2 protein-coding genes and 1 pseudogene are annotated in these 26270 nt (G+C 74.5%); all 3 read left to right on the top strand.

The features are described from left to right. The first annotated feature begins 43 nt into the window (after positions 1 to 43). The 3 genes and pseudogenes from RNC47_RS15735 to RNC47_RS15725 all read left to right on the top strand — a co-directional run bounded on the left by RNC47_RS15735 (position 44) and on the right by RNC47_RS15725 (position 26251). Entirely contained in the window at positions 44 to 10720 is a 10677-nt protein-coding gene (locus tag RNC47_RS15735; RefSeq protein WP_311599277.1) for a type I polyketide synthase, read from the top strand. 50 nt (positions 10721 to 10770) lie between these two features. Further along, positions 10771 to 15630, top strand: a pseudogene (locus tag RNC47_RS15730) (type I polyketide synthase); the annotation flags it as partial. A gap of 52 nt (positions 15631 to 15682) precedes the next feature. Next, a complete protein-coding gene (locus RNC47_RS15725) occupies positions 15683 to 26251 on the top strand; it encodes a type I polyketide synthase (RefSeq protein WP_311599273.1) in 10569 nt (3522 codons plus the stop codon). The last annotated feature ends 19 nt before the right edge of the window (positions 26252 to 26270 follow it).

Below are 26270 nucleotides of genomic sequence, written 5' to 3'. Positions count from 1 at the left end.
GATTCAGGCGAGAACTCCGACCGTTTGCCGTAGGGGAATATCGATGACCAGCGAGGAAAAACTTCTCAGCTACCTCAAGAGGGCCACCACCGACCTTCGCGAAACCCGGCGGCAACTCCGAGAGACCGAGGAACGGAACGGCGAACCGCTGGCCATCGTGGGGATGGCGTGCCGGTATCCGGGTGGGGTGGGTTCCCCGGAGGAGTTGTGGGAGCTGGTCGTCGAGGGGCGGGACGCCGTTTCGGGGTTTCCTGTCGATCGGGGCTGGGACCTGGACGGGTTGTACGACCCGAAGGGTGAGCGGCCAGGAAGTAGTTACAGCCGGGAGGGCGCGTTCCTGCACGACGCGGCGGAGTTCGACGCCGGGCTTTTCGGCATCTCGCCGCGTGAGGCGCTGGAGATGGATCCGCAGCAGCGGTTGTTGCTGGAGGTCTCCTGGGAGGCGTTGGAGCGGGCAGGTGTTCCGCCGCTGTCATTGCGGGGCAGCGCCACCGGGGTCTTCGCCGGCGTCATGTACCACGACTACCCCGGCAGCAGCAGCGGCGGCAGCATCGTCTCCGGCCGGGTGGCCTACACCCTCGGTCTGGAAGGCCCGGCGGTGTCGGTGGACACGGCCTGCTCGTCCTCGCTGGTCGCCCTGCACTGGGCGGCCCAGGCGCTGCGCCGTGGCGACTGCGCCATGGCTCTCGTCGGCGGCGTCACCGTGATGTCGACCCCCGGCACCTTCGTCGAGTTCAGCCGGCAACGCGGGTTGGCCCCCGACGGGCGGTGCAAGGCGTTCTCCGCCGCGGCCGACGGCACGGGCTGGGGCGAGGGCGCCGGCGTGTTGGTGTTGGAGCGGCTGTCGGACGCCCGGCGCAACGGACGCCGGGTACTGGGCGTGGTGCGGGGCTCGGCGATCAACCAGGACGGCGCCAGCAGCGGCCTGACCGCGCCGAACGGTCCGGCGCAACAGCGGGTGATCCGGGCGGCATTGGCCGACGCGGGGTTGGCCGCGTCCGAGGTGGACGCGGTCGAGGGGCACGGGACGGGCACGCGACTCGGCGATCCGATCGAGGCGCAGGCGTTGTTGGCGACGTACGGGCAGGGGCGGGAGGACGATCGCCCGCTGTGGTTGGGGTCGGTGAAGTCGAACATCGGGCACACGCAGGCGGCGGCGGGTGTGGCGGGTGTGATCAAGATGGTGATGGCGATGCGGCACGGGGTGTTGCCGCGCACGCTGCATGTGGACGAGCCGTCGCCCGAGGTGGACTGGTCAGCCGGCGCGGTGGAGCTGCTGACCGAGCAGCGGGCGTGGGACGACCCGGGCCGCCCGCGTCGCGCCGGAGTCTCCTCGTTCGGCATCAGCGGCACCAACGCCCACGTGATCGTGGAGCAGGGCGAGCCGGCGGCGGACCGTGTCGAGAACGGCCCGGACAACGCGGATTCCTCACTGCCCTGGCTCCTGTCCGGGCACACGCCGGCGGCGTTGGCCGCGCAAGCGACTCGGCTGCTGTCCCTGGTCGAACAGCGCGCGGAACTCCGGCCGGCCGACGTCGGATGGTCGTTGGCCACGGGGCGGTCCCAGCTGCGGCACCGAGCCGGCGTGACGGCTGCGGATCGGGCCGAACTCGTACGGGGCCTCCGGGCGTTGGCGGCGGGGGAGACGGCGGCGGGGCTGGTCCGTGGGATCGCGCGGCCGGACGCGAGGACGGCGTTTGTGTTCTCGGGTCAGGGTTCGCAGCGGGTGGGGATGGGGCGTGGGCTGTATGAGGCGTTCCCGGTGTTCGCTGAGGCGTTTGACGAGGTGTGTGCGGGCTTCGGTGGGTTGTTGCGGGAGGTGGTCTTTGAGGACGGGGAGGCGCTGGATCGTACGGAGTTTGCGCAGCCGGGGTTGTTCGCGGTGCAGGTGGCGTTGTTCCGGCTCCTTGAGTCGTGGGGTGTGATCCCTGATGTGGTGGTGGGTCACTCCATTGGGGAGTTGGCGGCGGCGTATGTGGCCGGGGTGTGGTCGCTTCCGGACGCGTGTGCTCTGGTGGCGGCTCGTGGTCGGTTGATGCAGGCGTTGCCGGCGGGTGGGGCGATGCTCGCGGTGGCGGCTTCCGAAGCGGAGGTCCTGCCGCTGCTCGACGGCGGGTTGGACCTCGCGGCCGTCAACGGCCCCTCATCGGTGGTCGTTTCCGGTGACGCGGAGGCGGTGGCTGGCCTGGAGGCTCGGCTTGCGGGCCGCCGGACGCGGCGGCTTCGTGTCTCGCATGCGTTCCACTCGGCGTTGATGGAGCCGATGTTGGAGGAGTTCCGTGCGGTGGCCGAGGGGTTGTCGTACCGGGAGCCGCGTGTCGGCATCGTCTCGACCGTGACCGGTGGGGCTGCCGAGTGGTGTGGTCCGGAGTACTGGGTGTCGCAGGTGCGGCGGCCGGTGCGGTTTGCCGACGCCATCCGGACCGTAGCGGCTCAGGGTGTGGGCCGGTTCGTCGAGATCGGTCCGGACGCCACCTGCACGGCCATGGCCGAGGCGTGCCTGCCCGACGCCGACGAGGTCACGTTGACCCCGACCCTGCGCCGTGGCCGTCCGGAGGCAACGGCGCTGCTCACCGCGGTCGGTACGCACTACGCGAGCGGCGGCGCCGTGGACTGGGAGGCCCTGTTCGCCGGCACCGGGGCCCACCGCGTCGACCTGCCCACCTACCCCTTCCAGCACAAGCGGTACTGGGCACCACCCGAACGTCACGCGAACTCGGCTCCCGCCGGGCTGCGGGCGGTCGCCCATCCGCTGCTCGGCGCTTCGGTGACGCTTCCCGCCTCGGGCGGCACCCTGCTGACCGGCCGGCTGTCCGTCGACACCCTGCCCTGGCTGTCCCAACACGTGGTACACGGGCGCACGGTGGTGCCCGGGGCCGTGTTCGTGGAACTGGTGCACCGAGCGGCCGACCAGGTCGGTTGCGGGATGGTCGAGGAACTGATCACCGAGGCGCCGCTGGTCCTTCCCGAGCGTGACGGAGTCCCGGTCCAGGTCTTCGTCGGCCCGCCCGACGACGCGGGCCGGCGTGAACTGTCCCTCTACTCGGCGCGGTCGCCCGAGGCAACGCGTGCGGACGACCCCGCCGACGAGGTGTGGACCCGGCACGCGACGGCCGTGCTGCGACGGGCCGGCACCGGAGAGCCCACCTCCGGACGCCTGACCGCCTGGCCGCCCGAAGGAGCCTCGGCCCTCGACGTGGACGCCGTGTACCGGGGCCTCGCCACAGCCGGACTCGAGTACGGGCCGGTGTTCCGTGGCCTGCGCGCCGCCTGGCGGCACGGGCAGGAGATCTACGCCGAGGTGGAACTGCCCGAGGAGGCCCGGGCCGACGCCCCGTCGTACGTTCTGCACCCGGCGCTGCTCGACGCCGTGGTGCAGGCGGTGAATCTCTTCGTCGGGCACGAGCCCGGGCTCCGGCTGCCCTTCGTGTGGAACGGACTCTCGCGGCGGGCCAGTGGGGTCTCCGGGCTGCGGGTGCGTCTCTCCCGCACCCCCGACGACGGCTTCGCCCTGGCACTCGCCGACCCGTCGGGAGAGCCGGTCGCATCCGTGGACTCCCTGGTCCTCCGTGCGGTGAGCGAGGACCAGATCGACCCCGGGGAAGGCACCGGCCGCGACTCGCTGTTCCGGCTGGAGTGGACACCGCAGCCGATGTCCGAGCCGCATCCGGGCCCGACGATGCTGGTCGGAGAGGACCTCCACGGCCTGTCCGAGCTGTTCGGCCCGCCCGTCGGAAACTGGGCGGAACTCGCCGACGACGCCCTGCCGCACACCGCACTGCTGTCCGTCCCCCGCACCGGGGAGCCCGAGGACCCCCGGACGGCGCGGCTGTCCGCACGACACCTGCTCCGCGCGCTGCAGGACTGGTTGGCGGACAAGCGGACGGCCGGGACTCGCCTCGTGGTCCTCACCCGCGGCGCCGTGGCCGTACCCACCGCCGGAACCATCGACCTGGCCACCGCACCCCTGTGGGGTCTGGTGCGCGCGGCGCAGGCCGAACATCCCGGACGCCTGGTGCTCGCCGACCTCGACGCGGAGGCCGACTCCCGAAGCGCCCTGACCGCCGCGCTCGCCACCGGGGAACCCGAGTTCGCCCTGCGTCAGGGCCGCATGCTGGTGCCCAGACTGGCGAGGGTCGAGGACACCGGCTCGCCCACACCAGGCACCCTCGACCCCGAAGGGACCGTGCTGGTCACGGGCGGCACCGGGCAGCTCGGCGCCCTGGTGGCCCGCCGGCTGGTGCACGCCCACGGCGTGCGGAACCTGCTGCTGGTGAGCCGACGCGGACCGGCGGCACCGGGCGTACGGGAACTCGTCGACGAACTCACCGACGCGGGAGCGCACGTCTCGGTCGTCGCCGCCGACATCGCCGAGCGGGACGCGCTGGCCGAGGCGCTGGCCGGAATCCCGGCCGAACATCGGCTGACCGCCGTGGTGCACGCGGCCGGAGCACTGGATGACAGCGTGCTCACGGAGCTCACCCCGGACCGGCTGGACACGGTGCTGCGCCCCAAGGTCGACGCGGCCCGGCACCTGCACGAACTCACCCTCGGCCTCGACCTGTCGGCCTTCGTGCTGTTCTCGTCCGTGTCCGGCACCTTCGGAGCGGCCGGTCAGGCGAACTACGCGGCCGCCAACACCTATCTGGACGCGCTGGCGGCCCACCGACGAGCCATGGGGCTACCGGCAGTGTCGCTCGCCTGGGGCCTGTGGGAGCAACAGGGCGAGGGCCTGGCCGCGCGGCTCGGCGAGACGGAACTGCGCCGCATGAACCGCTCCGGAGTACGCCCCCTCGCCCCTGACGAGGGCCTGGCGCTGTTCGACGCGGCGCTCGACTCCGACGAGACCCTGCTCTTCCCCGTCCAGCTGGACCTCGCCGCGCTCCGCGAACACGCCGCGACGGCCGGTGTGCCGCCCGTCCTGCGCGGTCTGGTGCGCCCACCGTCCGCTTCCCGCCCGCCGGCCGCCGGCCCCGTGGCTTCCACCGTGACGGGGGCACTGTCGACCCAGCCGGAACCCGAACGCCGGCGCCGGCTGCTCGACCTGGTACGCGCACACGTCGCCGCCGTGCTCGGCCACGCGACACCGGAGGACGTGGACGTCGAACAGCCCTTCAGCGAACTCGGTTTCGACTCCCTGTCCGCTCTCGACCTACGCAACCGGCTCGGCTCGGCGACCGGCCTGCCCCTGCCCGCGACCCTGGTCTTCGACCACCCCACGACCACGGCCGTCGCCCGCCTGCTGGCCAGCGAACTCGGCAACACGGCACAGGAGCAGGGCACCGCCCCGGGCCCGACCACGACGGGCCGGGACGACGACGAGCGGATCGCCATCGTGGGCATGGCCTGCCGGTATCCGGGAGGCGTCGCCTCACCGGAGGAGCTGTGGCGTCTTGTCGCGGACGGGGCGGACGGCATCACCGGATTCCCCACCGACCGCGGCTGGGACCTGGACGGGTTGTACGACCCGTCCGGGGAGCGACCCGGCAGCAGCTACGTCCGTGAGGGAGGGTTCCTCCACGACGCGGCGGAGTTCGACCCCGACCTCTTCCGGATCAGCCCGCGCGAGGCGACCGCCATGGACCCCCAGCAGCGGTTGTTGTTGGAAGCGTCCTGGGAGGCGTTCGAGCGGGCGGGCATCGCCCCGGCCTCGGTGCGCGGCAGCAGGACGGGTGTCTTCGCCGGCGTCATGTACCACGACTGGGGATGGCAGAGCGAGGTTCCGGAGGACATCGCCGGCTACCTCGGCAACGGGAGCCTCGCCAGCGTCGTCTCCGGCCGGGTCGCCTACACGCTCGGTCTCGAAGGCCCGGCGGTGTCGGTGGACACGGCCTGCTCGTCCTCGCTGGTCGCCCTGCACTGGGCGGCCCAGGCGCTGCGCCGTGGCGAGTGCGATCTGGCACTGGCCGGCGGGGTGACCGTGATGTCGCGCCCCGTGGCATTCGTCGATTTCAGTCGCCAGCGTGGGTTGGCCGCTGACGGGCGGTGCAAGGCGTTCTCGGGCTCGGCCGACGGCACCGCTTGGTCGGAGGGGGTGGGTGTGTTGGTGTTGGAGCGGTTGTCGGATGCTCGGCGTAACGGGCATCGGGTGCTGGCGGTGGTGCGGGGCTCGGCGGTGAACCAGGACGGTGCGTCCAACGGCTTGGCCGCGCCGAATGGTCCGGCGCAGCAGCGGGTGATTCGGGCGGCGTTGGCTGATGCGGGGTTGGCTCCTTCCGAGGTGGACGTGGTGGAGGGGCATGGGACGGGCACGCGGCTCGGTGATCCGATCGAGGCGCAGGCGTTGTTGGCGACCTATGGGCAGGGGCGGGAGGACGATCGCCCGCTATGGCTCGGTTCGGTGAAGTCGAACATCGGGCACACGCAGGCGGCTTCGGGCCTGGCCGGCGTGATCAAGATGGTGATGGCGATGCGGCACGAGGTCCTGCCCAGGACCCTGCACGTGGACGAACCGTCGCCCGAGGTGGACTGGTCGGCGGGCGCGGTGGAGTTGCTGACCGAGCAGCGGGTGTGGGACGACCCGGGCCGTCCGCGTCGCGCCGGAGTCTCCTCGTTCGGGATCAGCGGCACCAACGCGCACGTGATCGTGGAGCAGGGCGAGCCGGCGGCGGACCCCGTCACAACAGGTCCGAAGAACGACGGTTCCCTGCTGCCGTGGTTCCTGTCGGGCCATACGCCGGAGGCCCTGCGCGCGATGGCTGGTCGCGTGGTGGCGCGTCTCGCTGAAGAACCCGAGTTGAACCCGGTCGACCTGGGGTGGTCGTTGGTGACGGGCCGGTCCCAGCTGCGGCATCGGGCTGTGGCGACGGGTGCGGACCGCGATGAACTCGCCCGGGCCCTGGGCGCCTTGGCGGATGGTGAGGAGGCGCCGGGTCTGGTCCGGGGTGTGGCGGATGCCGTGGGTGGGACGGCGTTTGTGTTCTCGGGTCAGGGTTCGCAGCGGGTGGGGATGGGGCGGGAGCTCTACTCGCGGTTTCCGGTGTTCGCCGAGGCGTTCGACGAGGTGTGCGCGGGCTTCGACGGGCGGTTGCGTGAGGTCGTCTTTGAGGACGCGACCGCGCTTGATTCGACGGAGTTCGCGCAGCCGGGGTTGTTCGCGGTGCAGGTGGCGCTGTTCCGGCTTCTTGAGTCGTGGGGTGTGCGGCCTGATGTGGTGGTGGGTCATTCGATCGGGGAGTTGGCGGCGGCGTATGTGGCGGGGGTGTGGTCGCTGCCGGATGCGTGTGCGTTGGTGGCGGCTCGCGGTCGGTTGATGCAGGCGTTGCCGGCGGGTGGGGCGATGCTCGCGGTGGCGGCTTCCGAGGAGGAGGTCCTGCCGCTGCTTGGCGAGGGGCTGGACCTGGCGGCCGTCAACGGCCCCTCATCGGTGGTCGTCTCCGGCGACGCGGAGGCCGTGGCCGTCTTGGAACGTGAGTTGGCGGGCCGCCGGACGCGGCGGCTTCGGGTGTCGCACGCGTTCCATTCGGCGCTCATGGAGCCGATGTTGGGGGAGTTCCGGGCGGTGGCCGAGGGGCTGACCTACCGGGAGCCGCGTGTCGGCATCGTGTCGACCGTGACGGGTGGGGCCGGGGATTGGTGTGATCCGGGGTATTGGGTGTCGCAGGTGCGGCGGCCGGTGCGGTTCGCCGACGCCATCCGGACCGTAGAGGCCCAGGGCATGGACCGGTTCGTGGAGATCGGTCCGGATGCGACCTGCACTGCCATGTTGCTGGGCTGCCTGTCCGAGGGGCGGGAGGCGGTGTGTGTGCCGCTTCTCGCCAAGGACACCGACGAGTCCCGCAGCGTGCTGGTGGCCCTGGCTCGACTGCACACCACCGGTACCGACCTGGACTGGGAAGCGTTGTTCGCCGGCACCGGGGCCCGCCTGATCGACCTGCCCACCTATCCCTTCCAACGCAGGCGGTTTTGGTTGGATTCGGGGTCTGGTCTGGGTGGTTGGGGTGTGGTGTCGGCTGAGCATCCGTTGGTGGGTGTGGTGGTGGAGTTGCCTGAGTCGGGTGGGGTTGTTCTGACGGGGCGGTTGTCGGTTGACCGGCAGGGGTGGTTGGGGGATCACCGGGTGTTGGGGCGGGTGTTGTTGCCGGGGACGGCGTTTGTGGAGTTGGCGGTGCGGGCTGGGGTTGAGGTGGGGTGTGGGGTGGTGGGGGAGTTGACGCTCCAGGCTCCGTTGGAGGTGCCTGAGCGGGGAGCGGTCGATCTGCGGGTGAGTGTGGATGGTGCGGATGGGGAGGGGCGGCGTGGGTTCGCGATTCACTCCCGTGCCGGGAATGACGTTGAGGGGTGGGTGCGGCATGCGGCTGGGTTTTTGGAGGTCTCCGGTGGGGGTGGGGAGGGGTTGGTGGTGTGGCCGCCGGTGGGGGCGGTGGAGGTGGGGTTGGGGGGTGTGTATGAGGAGTTGGAGAGCTCGGGGTATGGCTATGGGCCGGCGTTTCGTGGTCTGAGCGCGGTGTGGCGGCGTGGGGAGGAGGTGTTCGCCGAGGTCGCGGTGCCGGAGGGGGCTGGGGTGGATGTGTCGGGGTTCTGGCTTCATCCGGCGTTGTTGGACGCGGCGTTGCATGCCCAACTCCTCGACAGTGATCAGGTGGCCGCTGGTCCGGTGTTGCCGTTCTCCTGGTCCGGCGTGGTGGTGCACGGTCCTGGGACGGGTTCCTTGCGGGTCCGCATCGCCCCAGCCGACGCCGATACCGGCACCGGCGCGGTGTCGTTGCTCGTCGCGGACGGGCAGGGGCAACCCGTGGTCTCGGTCGAGTCGTTGGCCGTCCGCCCCGTCGACCCCACCACACCCGACACCATGTTCCGACTGGCATGGCAGCCCGCCGCGCGCTCACCCGTGGCCGACGAGACGGTGTCCTCCGCCGACGTCGCCGTGGTGGGGCCCGGCGCCAGCCGCTTGGCGTCGGCGTTGGGTTCTTCGGTTCCGGTGTTCACCGACCTCCGCGATGTCGCGGGCGGCGGCGCGGCTGTGCCCCGTACCGTGCTGCTGAACTGCCCGGGCACCGACAGCAAGAACGTCCTCGACGGCGTGCGGGAAGTGGGCAACGCCGTGCTGGCGGCGGTGCGCACCTGGCTCAGCGAGCCGGCCTTCGCGTCCTCCCGGCTCGTGCTGGTCACCACCGGCGCGGTCGGCGTCGGGGACGATCCGCCCGCCGCCCTCGAGACGGCGCCGGTGTGGGGGGTGGTCAGGTCGGCGCTGGCCGAGCACCCCGGCCGGTTCGCCCTGCTGGACGTGGATGACCGGCCGTTGTCGTCGCAGGTGCTGCGCGGCGCCCTGGACCCGGCTGAGCCGGAGAGCTGCCTGCGTGACGGTGAGCGGCTGGTGCCGCGGCTCGTTCGGGAGGCTCCGGATACCACGGGCGCCCCGGGCCCCGGGGTGGGGTTCGATGCGGTGGGGACGGTGTTGGTCACGGGTGGGACGGGTGGGCTCGGCGCGGTGGTGGCCCGACACCTCGTCGTTCGGCATGGTGTCCGGCAGCTGTTGCTGGTCAGCCGCCGTGGTCAGGATGCCGCAGGGGCCGGCGAACTCCGGGCGGAGCTCACCGAACTGGGTGCCGAGGTGACGGTCGCGGCCTGCGATGTCGCGGATCGGGACGCCCTCGCCGCACTCCTCGCCGCCATCCCCCCGGAACACCCCCTGACCGCCGTGGTCCATGCCGCCGGTGTCGCGGACAACGCGCTCGTCGACGCGGTGACGCCCGATCACCTGGACGCCGTCCTGCGGCCGAAGGGGGACGGGGCCTGGAACCTGCACGAACTGACCCTGGGGCTCGACCTGTCGGCGTTCGTGCTCTTCTCCTCGGCGGCCGGCTACGTACTGGGCGCCGGACAGGCCACCTACGCCGCCGCGAACGTGTTCCTCGACGCGCTCGCCGCGCACCGGCGGGCCATGGGGCTGCCCGCGCTCTCCCTGGCCTGGGGGGCCTGGGCGGAGGACGCCGGCATGCTGGGGCAGCTCGACGAGCAGGCGCTGCGGCGGCTCGACCGGCTCGGCCTGCCGCCGCTCACCACGGACGAGGGCCTGGCGCTCCTGGACGCCGCGCTGTGCGCGCCACCCGACCGGGCAGCACTGGCCGTGCCGCTGAAGGTGACGCTCCCGGCGCTGCGTCGCAGAGCCCCGGACGAGATACCCGTCGTCCTGCGCGGCCTGGCGGGCGGAGCCACCCGGCGCGAAGCCCCGGTTCCCGCCCGCGGGGACACCGCCGGCGGCCTCGCGCGCGCCCTGGCCGGGCTGCCCGAGACGGAGCGCGACGCCTTCCTGCTCGACGCCGTCCGTGCCCAGGCCGCCGCGGTGCTCGGGCACGCGTCGCCGGCCGCCGTGGAACCCCGACGGGCGTTCCAGGAGATGGGCTTCGACTCACTGGCCGCCGTCGAACTGCGGAACCGGCTCGGCGCGGCGGCCGGGACGACGCTGCCGGCGACCGTGGTCTTCGACCACCCCACACCCGAGGCACTGTCCTGGCACCTGCGTGACCTGCTGACCCCGGAGCCGGCCGCGGACGCCCTCCAGCCGGTCGTCGAGGGCGTCGAACGGCTCGAAGCGGCGCTCGCGGCAGCGGAGCGGACGGGCGCCGACCGGGCGAGGATCACCGCCCGCCTCGAAGCACTGCTGCGCGGATGGCGCGGCGACCGGGACACCGCGGAGGAGGGCGGGGCCGACGACCTCGCCATGGCGACGGACGACGAACTCTTCCACGTGCTCGACGACGAACTCGGCATCTCGTGAACGGGCGGGCCATGGCGAACGACGACAAGCTGCGTGACTACCTCAAGCGTGCGACGACCGACCTGCGTCAGACGCGGCGGCGGCTGCGCGAGTACGAGCTGCGGGAGGGCGAGCCGATCGCCGTCATCGGCATGGGCTGCCGCTACCCAGGCGGCGTGGCCTCGCCGGACGACCTGTGGCGGCTGGTCGCCGAGGGCCGGCACGCCGTGGGGGACTTCCCCGCCGACCGGGGCTGGGACGTCGACGCGATCTACGACCCCGAGCCCGGGCAACAGGACAGGACCTATGTGCGGCAGGGCGGGTTCCTCTACGAGGCGGCCGAGTTCGACGCCGAGTTCTTCGGCATCAGCCCCCGCGAGGCCCGGCGCGCCGATCCGCAGCAGCGACTGCTGCTCCAGGTGGCCTGGGAGGCGGTCGAGCGGGCGGGAATCGATCCGCGCTCCCTGCACGGCAGCCAGACAGGCGTCTACGCGGGGCTGATGTACCACGACTACCTGGGCGGCAGCCCCGGCGGCAGCCTGGTGTCCGGCCAGGTCGCCTACAGCCTCGGCCTGCGCGGGCCCGCGGTCACCGTGGACACCGCCTGCTCGTCCTCCCTGGTCGCCCTCCACCTGGCCGCCGGGGCGCTGCGCGGCGGCGAGTGCACCCTGGCGCTGGCCGGCGGGGTCACCGTGATGGGCACCCCCGAGATGTTCGTGGACTTCAGCCGCCAGCGGGGCCTTGCGCCCGACGCCCGCTGCAAGGCCTTCTCCGGTGACGCCGACGGCACCGCCTGGGCCGAGGGCGTCGGCGTCCTGGTCATGGAGCGGCTGTCGGACGCCCGCAGGAACGGGCACCGGGTGCTGGCCGTGGTGCGGGGCAGCGCCGTCAACCAGGACGGCGCGTCCAACGGCTTCGCCGCGCCCAACGGGCCGGCCCAGGTCCAGGTCATCGAGCGGGCGCTGGCCGCGGCCGGCCTCGCCTCCTCGGAGGTGGACCTGGTGGAGGCGCACGGCACCGGCACCGCCCTCGGCGACCCGATCGAGGCGCAGGCGCTGCTCGCCACCTACGGGCAGGGCCACACCGCCGACCGCCCGCTGTGGCTCGGCTCGCTCAAGTCGAACCTCGGGCACGCCCAGGCGGCGTCCGGGGTCGGCGGCGTGATCAAGGCGGTCATGGCCGTCCGCGAGGCGCGGCTCCCCAGGACCCTGCACGTCTCCGAGCCGACACCGCACGTCGACTGGTCGTCCGGGACGGTCGCGCTGCTGACCGAGGAACGGGACTGGCCGGACGCGGGCCGGCCACGGCGGGCCGCCGTGTCCTCCTTCGGCATCAGTGGCACCAACGCGCACGTCATCATCGAACAGGCCGAGGACGAACCGGCCGGGGGCGCGCCCCCGGCCGACCCCCCGGTGGCGCCGCTGGTGCTCTCGGCCCGCGGCCCGGAGGCGCTGGCCGAACAGGCGCGGCGGCTCGCCGACGCCCTGGCGGACCGTCCCGGCGTCGCCCTCGCCGACGTGGGACACTCCCTCGCCACCCGCCGCACCGCGTTCGAGGACCGGGCGGTCGTGATCGGAAGGGACCGGGAGCGGCTGCTCGACGCCCTGCGCGACCTGGCGGCCGACCGGCCGCGGCCCGGCGTGGTCACAGGAAGAGCGAAGCCGGGCGGCAGGACCGTGTTCGTCTTCCCCGGGCAGGGCAGCCAGTGGGTCGGGATGGCCGCCGAACTCCTCGACGAGTCGCCGGTCTTCGCGGAACGCGTCGAGGCGTGCGAGAAGGCGCTCGCCCCGTACGTCGACTGGTCGCTCACCGAGGTGCTGCGCGGGGAGCCGGCGGCTCCCGCGCACGAGCGGGTGGACGTGGTGCAGCCCGTGCTGTGGGCCGTCATGGTGTCGCTGGCGGCGGTGTGGCGGGCGCACGGGGTGGAACCCGACGCCGTCATCGGCCACTCGCAGGGCGAGATCGCGGCGGCCTGCGTCGCCGGCGCGCTCTCGCTCGACGACGGGGCGCGCGTGGTCGCGCTGCGCAGCGGGGCCATCGGCCAGCTGCTCGCCGACCGCGACGGCGGCATGCTCCATGTCGCGCTCTCCGCCGAGCAGCTGGTGCCGCGCCTGGAACGCCGGGGCGACGGGATCGCGGTCGCCGCCGACAACGGCGTCCGGTCCGTCGTGCTGTCCGGCCCGGGCGCCGCGCTCGACGAGCTGCGGGCCGAGCTCCTGGCCGAGCGCGTACCGGCCAAGCGGGTGCCGGTGGACTACGCCTCGCACTCCGCGGACGTCGAACTCCTGGAGCGTCGGCTGCTGGACGACCTCGCGCCGCTCGATCCGGGCGAGCCGGACGTGCCGATGCTGTCGACCGTCACCGGAGCGTGGGTCGGGGCGGGAGAGCTCGACTCGCGGTACTGGTACGCCAACCTTCGCCGCACCGTCCGCTTCGCCCCGGTGGTGCGCGAACTCGCCGGTCGCGGCTGCACGGCCTTCGTCGAGGTGAGCGCGCACCCCGTGCTGGCGGCGAGCGTCCAGGAGACCCTGGAGGATCTCGACCACGCCGCCGTGGTGACCGGCACCCTGCGGCGCGGCGAGGGCGGTCTCGGCCGGTTCGCCGCCTCGGCCGCCGAACTCCACGTGTCCGGGGTGCCGGTGGACTGGGCGACGTTCTTCCCCGGCGGCGGGCAGGCCGACCTGCCGACCTACCCGTTCCTGACCCGCCGGTACTGGCACGAGGAGGACGGCCTTCCCGCGCGGCCCGCGGTCGTCCCTTCCCCCGAACACCGGGTCGACCACGACTTCTGGCGGGCCGTCGAGGAGGGCGACCTGGGCGGCCTCGGCGCCCGCCTCGGGGTCGCCGCCGAGGACCTGAGCCGGGTCGTGCCCGCGCTCTCCGACTGGCACCGCGCCCAGACCGAGGCGGCCACGGTGAACTCCTGGCGGTACCGGGTGGAGTGGCAGCCGCTGCCCGGCGCCGCGGCCGCCGGCCCGCTGCGGGGCCGCTGGCTGCTCGTCGCCCCGCCCGACGCGGAACCGGCCTCGGCGCTGGCGGACGCCCTCGCCGCCCAGCCGGCGGACCTGGTCCTGGTCGAGACGCCCGACACCCGGCGGGGCCAGCTCGCCGACCGGCTGCGCGCCGCCGTGGCGGGGCAGCCGATCGCCGGCGTGCTGTCGCTGCTGGCGTTCGACGACCCCGAGCCCGGTGCAGACCCCGAGCGCGGCGCCGACCGGGACCGGCTCGCCGAGGCCGTGGCCCTGACGCAGGCGCTGGCCGACGCCGAGGTCGCCGCTCCCCAGTGGCTGTTGACCCGCGGCGCCGTGGCCGTGCGGAGCCACGAGGACGTGGATCCGGCGGCCAGCGCCCTGTGGGGGCTCGGCACGGTGCTGGGTCTGGACCGTCCCGGTTCCTGGGGCGGCATGGTCGACCTGACCGGGCCCGTCGACGGCCGGGCGGCGGACCGGCTCCGCGCGACGCTGTGCGGCACCACCGGCGAGGACCAGGTCGCGATCCGGCCCGACGGCGGGTACGCGCGCCGGCTGGTGCGCGCCCCCCGGCCGGAACCCGCCACCACCGTCGAGCCGTGGCGCCCGCGCGGCACGGTGCTGGTCACCGGCGGCACCGGCGCCGTCGGCTCCCACGTCGCCCGCGCCCTGGCCGGGAACGGGGCCGACCACCTGGTCCTGGCCGGTCGGCGCGGGCCCGCGGCGGCGGGCGCGGCGCGGCTGGAGGCGGAACTCACCGCCCTGGGCGCCCGGGTGACCGTCGCCGCCTGCGACGTCGCCGACGGCGACGCGCTGCGCGCACTGCTCGACGCGCTGCCCGACGACGAGCCGCTGACCGCCGTGTTCCACGCGGCGGGCGTCCTGGAGGAGGAACCGCCGCTGGCCGAGACCACCCCCGAGCGGATCGCGGACCTCACCCGCGCCAAGACCGCCGGGGCGCGCCACCTCGACCGGCTGCTCGGCGACCGGGACCTCGACGCCTTCGTGCTGTTCTCCTCGGGCGCCGCCGTGTGGGGCACCGCCGGCCGGCCCGCCTACGCGGCGGCCAACGCCTACCTCGACGGCCTCGCGCAGCGCCGCAGGGCCCGTGGCGCCGCCGCCACCTCCGTGGCGTGGGGCTCCTGGGCCGGGGGCGGCATGGTGGACGCCGAGTCCGGAGCCGCGCTGCGGCGCACGGGGCTGACCGAGATGGCGCCCGAACGGGCGCTCCAGGCGCTCGATCAGGCGCTCACCGACTCCGAAAGCCACCTCGTCGTCGCCGACATCGACTGGCGCAGGTTCGCGCCCGTCTACGCCCTCGCGCGCCCCCGCCCGCTGCTGCGTGCCCTGCCCGAGGCGGTGGCCGCGCTCGACGACGACGCGCCGGGGACCCCCGGCCCCGAGGACGCGGCGGCGCGGGCCTTCGCGACCCGGTTCGCCCAGGCGCCCCCGGGGGAGCGGGACCGGCTGGCGCTCGACCTGGTGCGGAGCCAGGCCGCGGTCGTCCTAGGGCACGACGGGCCCACGGCCGTCGAACCGGGCAGGGCCTTCAAGGACCTCGGCTTCGACTCGGTCGGCGCCGTCGACCTGCGCAACCGGCTGAACGCCCGCACCGGGCTGCGGCTGCCGGCCACCGTCGTCTTCGACCACGCCACCGCCAAGGCACTGGCCGGATACCTGGCCGCGGCCCTCGGCGGCGGGGACGGCGAGCAGCCGGACGACGGGGATGGTCACGCCGTCCCCCTGCTCGCCACCCTGGACCGTCTCGAGGCGCTGGCGGAGCGCACGCCGCGCGAGGAGATCGACGCCGCCCGGCTCACGGCCCGACTCCAGGCGCTGCTCAACCGGCTGAACCGGTCCCTCGGCGCGACGGAACCGGCGGAGCACCTGGCGGACCGGCTCGACGGAGCCACCGCCGACGACCTCTTCGCCCTCATCGACAAGGAGTTCGGGTCGACATGACCCCGACCACGCATGTCGCTGACCTGAACCGACGGATCGACAAGAGGCTCCGATGAACAACGAAGAGAAGCTTCTCGACTACCTCAAGCGCGTGACCGCCGACCTGCACCACACCCGCGAACGGCTGCGCGCGCTGGAGACGGCCGAACGGGAACCCGTCGCGGTCGTCGCCATGAGCTGCCGCTACCCGGGAGGCGTCGCCTCGCCCGACGACCTGTGGCGGCTCCTCGCCGAGGAGCGCGACGCGATCGGCCCGTTCCCCACCGACCGCGGCTGGGACCTGGCGGCCCTCCACGACGCCGACCCCGGCAGCGCCGGCACCAGCTACGTGCACGAGGGCGGCTTCGTCGACGGCGTCGGCGAGTTCGACGCCGCCCTGTTCGGCGTCTCGCCCCGCGAGGCGCTCGCCATGGACCCCCAGCAGCGGCTGGTGCTCGAACTCGCCTGGGAGGCCATGGAACGCGGCGGGATCTCCCCCGACTCGCTCCGCGGCGGGCAGGTCGGGGTGTTCGTCGGCAGCGGCGGCCAGGACTACTACGAGGACCTGTCCCGGCCGGCCGGCACCCGAGCCGTCGAGGACTACCTGAGCACCGGCAACGCGGCCTCCGTGCTCTCCGGCCGGGTGGCCTACGCCTTCGGCCTCGAAGGCCCGGCCGTCACCGTCGACACCGCCTGCTCGTCCTCACTCGTCGCCCTGCACCTCGCCGGGCGGGCGCTCCAGCGCCGCGAGTGCTCACTCGCCCTGGCCGGCGGCGTGACGGTGATGTCCGCCCCGGGGCCCTTCGTCGCGTTCAGCAGACAACGCGGCCTCGCGCCCGACGGCCGCTGCAAGGCCTTCTCGGACGACGCGGACGGCACCGGCTGGGCCGAGGGCGCCGGCCTGCTGCTGCTCGAACGGCTGTCCGACGCCCGCCGTCACGGGCACCCCGTCCTGGCCGTCATCCGCGGCTCGGCCGTCAACTCGGACGGCGCGTCCAACGGCCTGACGGCACCCAACGGGCCCGCGCAGCAACGCGTCATCCGCCGGGCGCTGGCCGACGCCGGACTGGCGGCGGCCGACGTGGACGCCGTCGAGGCGCACGGCACCGGCACGACGCTCGGCGACCCGATCGAGGCGCAGGCGCTGCTGGCCACCTACGGGCAGCAACGGCCCGAGGACCGCCCGCTGTGGCTGGGCTCCCTCAAGTCCAACATCGGCCACGCGCAGGCCGCCTCCGGGGTGGCGGGCGTCATCAAGATGGTCATGGCGATGCGGCACGGCCTGCTGCCCCGCACCCTGCACGTCGCGGAACCCAGCCGGCAGGTCGGCTGGACCGAGGGCCGGATCGGACTGCTCACCGCGGCCCGGGAGTGGCCGCGCGACGAACGGCCGCGCCGCGCCGGCGTGTCGTCGTTCGGCGTCAGCGGCACCAACGCCCACCTGATCGTGGAGGAGGCAACACCCGAACCCGTCGCAGCCGCCGACGTCCCCCGGCCGGAGCGGCCGACCGGCGCCCCGGTGCTGTGGCCGGTCTCCGGCCACAGCGCGGACGCGCTGCGCGCCCAGGCCGACCGCCTCCGGGCCCACCTGGAGGAAGGCCCGGCGGCCGACCCGTCCGACATCGGCCGGTCGCTGGCGACCACCCGCGCCGCCCTCGACCACCGCGCCGTGGTGCTCGCCGAGGACACCGTCGACGGCATCGCCGGACTGGCCGCGCTCGCCGCGGACGAGCCGCACCCGGCGGTGCCGCGCCGCGTCGCGGACGACGGGTCGACCGCCTTCCTCTTCACCGGGCAGGGCGCCCAGCAGGTGGGCATGGGCCGCGAACTCCACTCCAGGTACCCGGTGTTCGCCGAGGCGTTCGACGCGGTGTGCGCCGAGTTCGACGGGCTGCTCGACCGGCCGCTGCGCGAGGTCGTGTTCGGTTCCGACCAGAAGACGCTCGACCGTACGGAGTTCGCGCAGCCGGCGTTGTTCGCCGTGCAGGTCGCGTTGTTCCGACTCCTCGACTCCTGGGGCGTGCGGCCCGATCTGCTGCTCGGCCACTCGGTGGGGGAGTTGGCGGCGGCGCACGTGGCGGGCGTGTGGTCGCTGGCGGACGCCTGCGCGCTGGTGGCGGCCCGGGGCCGGCTGATGCAGGCGCTGCCGGCGGGCGGCGCCATGCTCGCGCTCCGAGCCGCCGAGGACGAGATCCGGCCGCTGCTCGGCGAAGGACTCGACATCGCGGCCGTCAACGGGCCCTCGGCCGTGGTCGTCTCCGGCGACGGGGCGGCCGTGGCCGCCCTGGAGCGGAAGCTCACGGACCAGGGCCACGGGACGCGCCGGCTGCGGGTCTCGCACGCCTTCCACTCGCCCCTGATGGAGGAGGTGCTGGACGACTTCGGACGCGTCGCCAAGTCGGTGACCTACGCCGAGCCGACCCTGCCGGTCGTCACCCACACGGCCAGCGGCCCGGTCGCCGCGCACGAGCTCCGCACGCCCGAGCACTGGGTCCGTCACGTCCGCGAGACCGTCCGCTTCCTCGACGGCGTCCGCCGCCTGGAGTCCGAGGGCGTCACCCGGTACGTGGAGATCGGTCCTGACGGCGTGCTCACCGCCCTCGTACGCGACTGCCTCACCGACACGGCGGACACCGCGTTCCGCTGCCCGACGCTGCGCCACGGCCGCGACGAGGCGCGGACGCTGCTCACCGCCCTGGCGGGCCTGTACACCGCGGGCGGCGCCCTGGACTGGGAGGCCCTGTACGCCGGGCACGAAGCCCGCCGGGTGCCGCTGCCGACGTACGCCTTCCAGCGCCGCCGCTACTGGCTCGACGACCGGACGTGGCGCGACCAGGCGACCGGCGCGGGCCTGGAGGCCGCCGGCCACCCGCTGCTCGGCGCGGCCGTCTCCCTCGCCGACACCGGTGGCGTCGTCCTCAGCGGCATCCTGTCCACCGGCCGGCACCCGTGGCTGACCCACCACCGGGCCGGCGACGCGGTGACCCTGCCGGGCACCGCGTTCCTGGAACTGGCGCTCCACGCCGGCACCCAGGTCGGCTGCCCCCGGGTGGCGGAACTCACCCTGGACGCCCCGCTGGTGCTGCCCGAGCACGGCGGCACGCGGCTCCAGGTCGCCGTGGGAGGCGCCGACGACGCGGGCGCACGCCCACTCACCGTGCACTCGCGGCCCGAGGAGGCGGGCCCGGACGCCGAGTGGACCACCCACGCCAGGGGCGTGCTCGAACCGCCGAGCGCCCGGCCCGCCACCGGGTCCGCCGCCTGGCCGCCCGCCGGCGCCGAACCGATCGATCTCACCGGCCTCTACGCGGAGTTCGAGGACTCAGGACTGCGCTACGGCACCGCCTTCCGCGGCCTGCGCGCCGCCTGGCGCCTCGGCCAGGAGATCCACGCCGAGGTGTGGCTCCCCGACGAGATGTCAGGCGAGGCGGCGGCCTTCGGACTGCACCCGGCGGCCCTGGACGCCGCCACCCACGCGCTGCGCGCCGGCGGCGACGACACGGGAGCCGTGGGTCGCGTCGCCTTCTCCTGGACGGGCACCGAACTGCACGCCGCCGGCGCCTCCGCCCTGCGCGTCCGCTTCACCCCCACCGGCGACGACGCGTACGCGATCAGCGTCACGGACGCCACAGGCGCCCCGGTGGCCACCATCGACTCCGCCGTCTTCCGAGCCGTCGCCCCGTCGCGGCTCGCCGCCGCCGGCCGCCCCCCGCTGCACCGGCTCCGCTGGCAGCCGATCGCCACACACCCCCCGGCCACGGCGGTACCGGCCGCGGTCCTCCACGCGTGCGCAGGCGGCGCCGACGTGGAAGCGGTACGCGCCGCCACCCACCAGGCGCTCGCCGCCGTCCAGAGCTGGCTCGCGGACGAGGGACGCGCCGACACGACCCTGGTCTTCGTGACCGAGGGCGCCGTCACCTTCGACGGCGACCGGCCGACGAACCTCGCCGGTGCCGCGGTCTGGGGCCTGATCCGCTCCGCCCAGGCCGAGCATCCCGGGCGGTTCGTCCTGCTCGACGTGGAACCCGGAACCGACGCCGACCCCCACCTGCCCGGCGTCCTCGGCACGGCCGAGCCCCAACTCGCCGTACGCGGCGGCCGGCTCCACGCCCCACGGCTGGCCCGGGTCCCGGCGGCCGCGGAGCACGGCGAAGGGCCGCCCCGGCTCGACCCGGACGGCACGGTCCTCGTCACCGGCGCCTCCGGCGCACTCGGCGGCGCCGTCGCCCGCCACCTCGTCGCCGAGCACGGCGTCCGGCACCTGCTGCTGACCAGCCGCCAGGGCCCCGAAGGAGTGGCCGGGCTGGCCGGCGAACTCTCGGCGGCCGGAGCCCGGGTCACGGCCGTGGCCTGCGACCTCGCCGACCCCGCCGCGCTCGCCGACGCCCTCGCGGCCGTGCCCGGCGAACACCCGCTGACCGCGGTCGTCCACGCCGCCGGAGCGCTCGACGACGGCGTGCTGACCTCCCTCACCCCGGACCGCCTGAACGCCGTACTGGCACCGAAGGCGGAGGCCGCGCTGCGGCTCCACGAACTCACCAGGGACCTGGACCTGGCCGCCTTCGTCCTCTTCTCCTCCCTCTCCGGACTGCTGGGCGCACCGGGACAGGGCAACTACGCCGCCGCCAACGCCCTCCTCGACACCCTCGCCGCCCACCGGCAGGCCGCGGGGCTGCCCGCCGTCGCGATCGCCTGGGGATGGTGGGAGCGGGAGGGCGGCATGGCGGACGCCCTGGAGGAGACCGACCGCGCACGCCTCTCCCGAGGCGGGGTACTGCCCCTGTCCACCCGCCAGGGCCTGGCCCTCGTCGACGCGGCCCTGGGATCGGCAGACCCCCTGCTCGTCGCCGCCCGGTTCGACCCGTCGGCGCTGCGCGCCCCCGGGGCCGAGACACCCGCGGCGCTGCGCGGACTCGCCGGGGCCGGGCCACGGCGCGCCGCGACCGGCGACCTGGCGCGGGGCGCCGCCACGCTCGCCGAGAGGCTGCGCGCCATGCCGGCGGACGACCGCCCCGCCGCCGTCCTCGACCTGGTCCGGGCCCGGGTCGCCGCCGTCCTGGGGCACGGCTCCCCGGCCGACGTCGAACCCGGCAGGGAGTTCCAGCAACTCGGCTTCGACTCGCTGACCGCCGTCGAACTGCGCAACGAGCTCAACGCCACCACCGGGCTGCGGCTGCCCGCCACCCTGGTCTTCGACCATCCGACGCCGGCGGCACTCGCCCGGCACCTCCTGGCCCAACTGACCGGGGCCGTCGACGAGACGGCGGCCCCCGCCACCGTCGCCAGGACCGACGAGCCGATCGCCATCGTCGGCATGGCGTGCCGGTTCCCCGGCGGCGCGCACACCCCCGACGAACTGTGGGGACTGCTGGCCGAGGGAACCGACGCGATCGGCGAGTTCCCCGCCGATCGCGGCTGGGACCTCGACGGCCTGTACGACCCGGAAGGGCGACGCCCCGGCAGCACCTACGTCCGCCAGGGCGGGTTCGTGCACGGCGCCGGCGACTTCGACCCGGGCTTCTTCGGGGTCTCCCCGAAGGAGGCCGCACTCCTCGACCCACAGCAGCGGCTGCTGCTCGAGACGTCCTGGGAGGCCCTGGAGCGCGGCGGCATCGACCCCCTGACGCTGCGCGGCAGCGCCACGGGCGTCTATGCCGGAGTCCAGTACCACGACTACGTGGGCAGCAACAGCACCGGCGCCGTCGTCTCCGGCCGGGTGGCCTACACGCTTGGCCTGGAAGGCCCGGCGGTGTCGGTGGACACCGCCTGCTCCTCCTCCCTGGTCGCGACGCACCTGGCCGCACGGGCCCTGCGGGCGGGGGAGTGCTCCCTCGCGCTCGCGAGCGGCGTGACCGTGATGGCCACCCCGGAGACCTTCGTCGAGTTCAGCCGGCAGCGTGGGTTGGCCGCTGACGGGCGGTGCAAGGCGTTCTCGGCCTCGGCCGACGGCACCGCTTGGTCGGAGGGGGTGGGTGTGTTGGTGTTGGAGCGGTTGTCGGATGCTCGGCGGAACGGGCATCGGGTGCTGGCGGTGGTGCGGGGCAGCGCGGTGAACCAGGACGGCGCGTCCAACGGTCTGGCCGCGCCGAATGGTCCGGCGCAGCAGCGGGTGATTCGGGCGGCGTTGGCTGATGCGAGGTTGGCTCCTTCCGAGGTGGACGTGGTGGAGGGGCATGGGACGGGCACGCGGCTCGGCGATCCGATCGAGGCGCAGGCGCTGTTGGCGACCTACGGTCAGGGGCGGGAGGACGATCGCCCGCTATGGCTCGGTTCCGTGAAGTCGAACATCGGTCACACGCAGGCGGCGGCCGGTGTGGCGGGCGTCATCAAGATGGTGATGGCGATGCGGCACGGGGTCCTGCCGCGCACCCTGCACGTGGACGAGCCGACGCCCGAGGTGGACTGGTCGGCGGGGAACGTCAAGGTCCTCACGGAGGCCGTGCCCTGGGAGGCCGGCGATTCTCCCCGTCGGGCAGCGGTCTCCTCGTTCGGCGTCAGTGGAACCAACGCCCACCTGATCATCGAGGAGTACGAGGACACGCCGAGCCCCGTCGAGGCCCCACGCGCCGGGACGGCCCTCGGGCCCCTGCTCTGGCCGCTCTCCGCCCGCACCAGGGCCGCGTTGCGCGCCCAGGCCGAGCGCATGCTGGCCCGCCTCGACGAGAACCCGGACCTGGACCTCGCGGACCTCGGGTACTCACTGGCGACCACCCGCTCGGTCTTCGACCACCGCGCGGTCCTGCTCGGCACCAGACGGCCGGAGTTCCTGCGCGGACTGATGGCGCTGGCGGATGGTGAGGAGGCGCCGGGTCTGGTCCGGGGTGTGGCGGATGCCGTGGGTGGGACGGCGTTCGTGTTCTCGGGTCAGGGTTCGCAGCGGGTGGGGATGGGCCGGGGGCTGTATGAGGCGTTCCCGGTGTTCGCTGAGGCGTTTGACGAGGTGTGTGCGGGCTTCGGTGGGTTGTTGCGGGAGGTCGTCTTTGAGGACGGGGAGGCGCTGGATCGTACGGAGTTCGCGCAGCCGGGGTTGTTCGCGGTGCAGGTGGCCCTGTTCCGGCTCCTTGACTCCTGGGGCGTGAGCCCTGATGTGGTGGTCGGTCATTCGATCGGGGAGTTGGCGGCGGCGTATGTGGCCGGAGTGTGGTCGCTTGAGGACGCCTGTGCTCTGGTGGCGGCTCGCGGCCGGTTGATGCAGGCGCTGCCGGCGGGCGGGGCGATGCTCGCGGTGGCGGCCCCCGAGGAGGAGATCCTGCCCTTGCTTGGCGGCGGGTTGGACCTGGCGGCCGTCAACGGCCCCTCATCGGTGGTCGTCTCCGGCAGGGAGGACGCGGTGGCCGTCTTGGAACGTGAGTTGGCGGGCCGCCGGACGCGGCGGCTTCGCGTCTCGCACGCCTTCCATTCGGCGCTCATGGAGCCGATGTTGGGGGAGTTCCGGGCGGTGGCCGAGGGCCTGACCTACCGGGAGCCGAATGTCGGCATCGTGTCGACCGTGACCGGTGGGGCCGGGGACTGGTGCGATCCCGAGTACTGGGTGTCGCAGGTGCGGCGCCCCGTGCGGTTCGCCGACGCCATACGGACCATAGCGGCTCAGGGCGTGGGCCGGTTCGTGGAGATCGGTCCGGACGCCACCTGCACCGCCATGGCGCAGGAGTGCCTGTCCGACGCCGACGGCCTGGTACTGACGCCGACCCTGCGCCGGGATCGGGAGGAGCCCCGCGCCCTGGCCGAGGCCGTCGCCCAACTCCACGTCAGCGGCACCGAACCGGACTGGCAGGCGCTGTTCGCCGGCACCGGAGCCCGCCGGACCGACCTGCCCACCTACCCCTTCCAGCACAAGCGGTACTGGGTGGACAGCACCAACGGCGCCGCCGCCGGGGCCCCCGACCACCGGCTGCTCGGGCCGGCGGTCGAACTCGCCGACTCCGAGGGGCTGTTGTTCACCGGCCGGCTCTCGACGGGCAGCCTCCCGTGGCTGGCCGACCACCGGCCGGGCGGCCGGATCCTGTTCCCCGGCACCGGCATGGTGGAGATGGCCGTACACGCCGGTGAGTCGGCCGGCTGCCCGCGTCTGGAGGAACTCACCCACGAGGCACCGCTGGTGATACCGCCGCGCTCCGGAGTGCGTGTGCAGTGCACGCTGTCCGCTCCCGACGGTGCCGGCACCCGGCGGTTCAGCCTGCATTCGCGTCCCGAGGGGGCGGCGGACGGCCGGCCCTGGACCCGGCACGCGACCGGTGTGCTGGGCCCGGCCGGGGCGCGCCCGTCCTTCGACCTGTCCGTCTGGCCCCCGCCGGGGGCCGAACAGGTGCCCGTGGACGGCGTGTACGAGGAACTCGCGGATCGCGGTCTCGACTACGGCCCCGCCTTCCGTGGTCTGCGGGCCGCCTGGAAGCGCGGGGACGAGGTCTACGCCGAGATCGTCGCGGCGGAGGACCGGCCCGAGCGGGCGGAGGCGGAGCACTACGGCCTGCACCCCGCGCTGTTCGACGCGGCGCTGCACACGATCGGCTTCGGCGGGCCTGGGGCGACCGCCGGTGGGGCCGCGCTGCCCTTCAGCTGGGAGCGGGTCGAACTGCACGCCGTGGGCGCGAGCGTGCTGCGGGTCCGGGTGCGCCGCCCCGGCGCCGGCCAGGTCGCGCTCGACCTGGCCGACGGGGCCGGGCGGCCGGTGGCCACCGTCGGCGCGCTGGTGCTGCGCCCGATGGCGGACCAAGGGCCCGAGCCGGAGGAGCACGCCCCCGCCGTCGACTCGCTCTTCCGGACCGAGTGGCGCCCGCTGCCCGTCGGCGCGGCCACGGCCCCCGGCCGCCGCGCCGTGCTGGGCGAGGACCGCTGGGGCCTCGCCGAGGCGTGCGGCGCGCCGGTCGTACCGGACGTGGTGGCGGTGGCCGGCAGCGATCTCGTGCTGCTGCCCTGCGGCGGCGACGACCGGCCGGTGGGGGAGGAGGTGCGCCGCGTTCTCGGCCTGCTGCGGTCCTGGCTCGCCGACGAGCGGGGTGCCACCGGGAGGCTGGTTGTCGTCACCCGCCGGGCCGTGGCCGTCGACGGAGGCGAGGTGACCGACCTGGCGGGCGCCGCCGTGGGGGGCCTGGTGCGGTCCGCCCAGGCCGAGCATCCCGACCGGATCGTGCTCGTCGACCTCGGCACCGAGGACGTGGCCGCCGCGGGTCCCCTGCTGTGCGGTTTGCCCCCGGCGGTGACCGCGGCCGAGCCCCAACTGGTCCTGCGCGGTGGCGGCTTCAGGGTGCCACGGATGGTCGCGGCGACCGCGTCGGGCACCGGGGCCGGACCGTCCTGGGGCCCCGAGGGCACGGTGTTGGTCACCGGCGCGACAGGTGCGCTCGGCAGGCTGGTGGCCCGGCACCTGGTGGTCAGGCACGGCGTGCGGCGGCTGCTGTTGGCCGGACGCCGAGGCCCGGACGCGCCCGGCGCGGCCGAACTCCACGCGGAGCTCACCGGGCGGGGCGCCACGGTCTCGCTGGTCGCGTGCGACGTCGCCGACCCGGACGCGGCCGCCGCCCTGCTGGCGGCGATCCCCGCCGAACACCCGCTGGTCGCCGTGGTGCACGCCGCTGGCGTGCTCGACGACGCGACGGTGTCCTCGCTGACCCCCGAGCGTCTGGACCGGGTCCTGCGACCCAAGGTGGACGCGGCCCTCGTCCTCGACCGGCTGACCAGCGACATGGACCTGTCGGCGTTCGTCCTGTTCTCCTCGGCCGCCGGCGTGCTCGGCTCGCCCGGACAGGGCGGCTACGCCGCCGCCAACGCCTTCCTCGACGCCCTGGCCACCCGGCGCCGGGGGGCGGGACGCGCCGCGACCTCACTCGCCTGGGGCCTGTGGGACACCGGCGGCGACGGCATGGGGGCCGGGCTCGGCGAGGCGGACGTCCGGCGCGTCGCGACCGGCGGAATCGGCTTGCTCACCCCCGAGGAGGGGCTGGCCCTGTTCGACCGCGCGCTCGCCACCGACGAGGCCGTCCTGCTGCCCCTGCGCCTCGCCCCGGACGCGCGTGCCGCCGGCGCCGCCGACGACGTGCCGGCGCCGTTGCGCGGCCTGGTGCGCCCGGCGCCGCGCAGGGCCGCGCAGGACGCGCCGGAGGACTCCGTCGGCGCGCTGCGCGACCGGCTCGCGCACGCCCCGGCACACAAGCGGCTGCCGATGCTGCTGGACCTCGTGCGGACCCACGCGGCAGCCCTGCTCGGGCACGAGGGACGCGAAGCCGTCGAGCCGGACCGGGCGTTCAGCGAACTCGGCTTCGACTCGCTGACCGCGGTCGGCTTCCGCAACAAGCTGACCCTCGTCACCGGGCTGCGGCTGCCGGCCAGCGTCGTCTTCGACCACCCGAGCCCGCGGGCCCTCGCCGCCCACCTGCACGCGGAGCTGGCGCCGGAGCCGGCGGACACCGGCGCCGGCGCGGGCGTCGGGCGCCCCCCGACCGACGAGGAGATCCGCCGGCTGCTGACGGCCATACCGCCGGCCAGGCTGCGCGACAGCGGGCTGCTCGACGCCCTGCGGGCGCTCACCGCTCCCGAGACCGGGCCCGGGGACCCGGCGGCCGAGACGCGTACGAGCGGCGCGATCGACGACATCGACGCGCTCAGCGCCGAGGACCTCATCGCGCGCGCGATGGGCGGCGAGTAGCAGGCGAGCGGAAGCGGGG

It is taken from the genome of Streptomyces millisiae (genome assembly GCF_031845425.1).
GTDB classification, from domain to species: Bacteria; Actinomycetota; Actinomycetes; order Streptomycetales; family Streptomycetaceae; genus Streptomyces; species Streptomyces millisiae.
Note: the sequence above shows the minus strand (reverse complement) of the source record. Positions and strands in the feature narration are given on the sequence as shown.

Bases quoted from the DNA above. Each gene is read 5' to 3' on its own strand.
- RNC47_RS15735 (WP_311599277.1), top strand. From the start codon at position 44: ATGACCAGCGAGGAAAAACTTCTCAGCTACCTCAAGAGGGCCACCACC.
- RNC47_RS15725 (WP_311599273.1), top strand. From the start codon at position 15,683: ATGAACAACGAAGAGAAGCTTCTCGACTACCTCAAGCGCGTGACCGCC.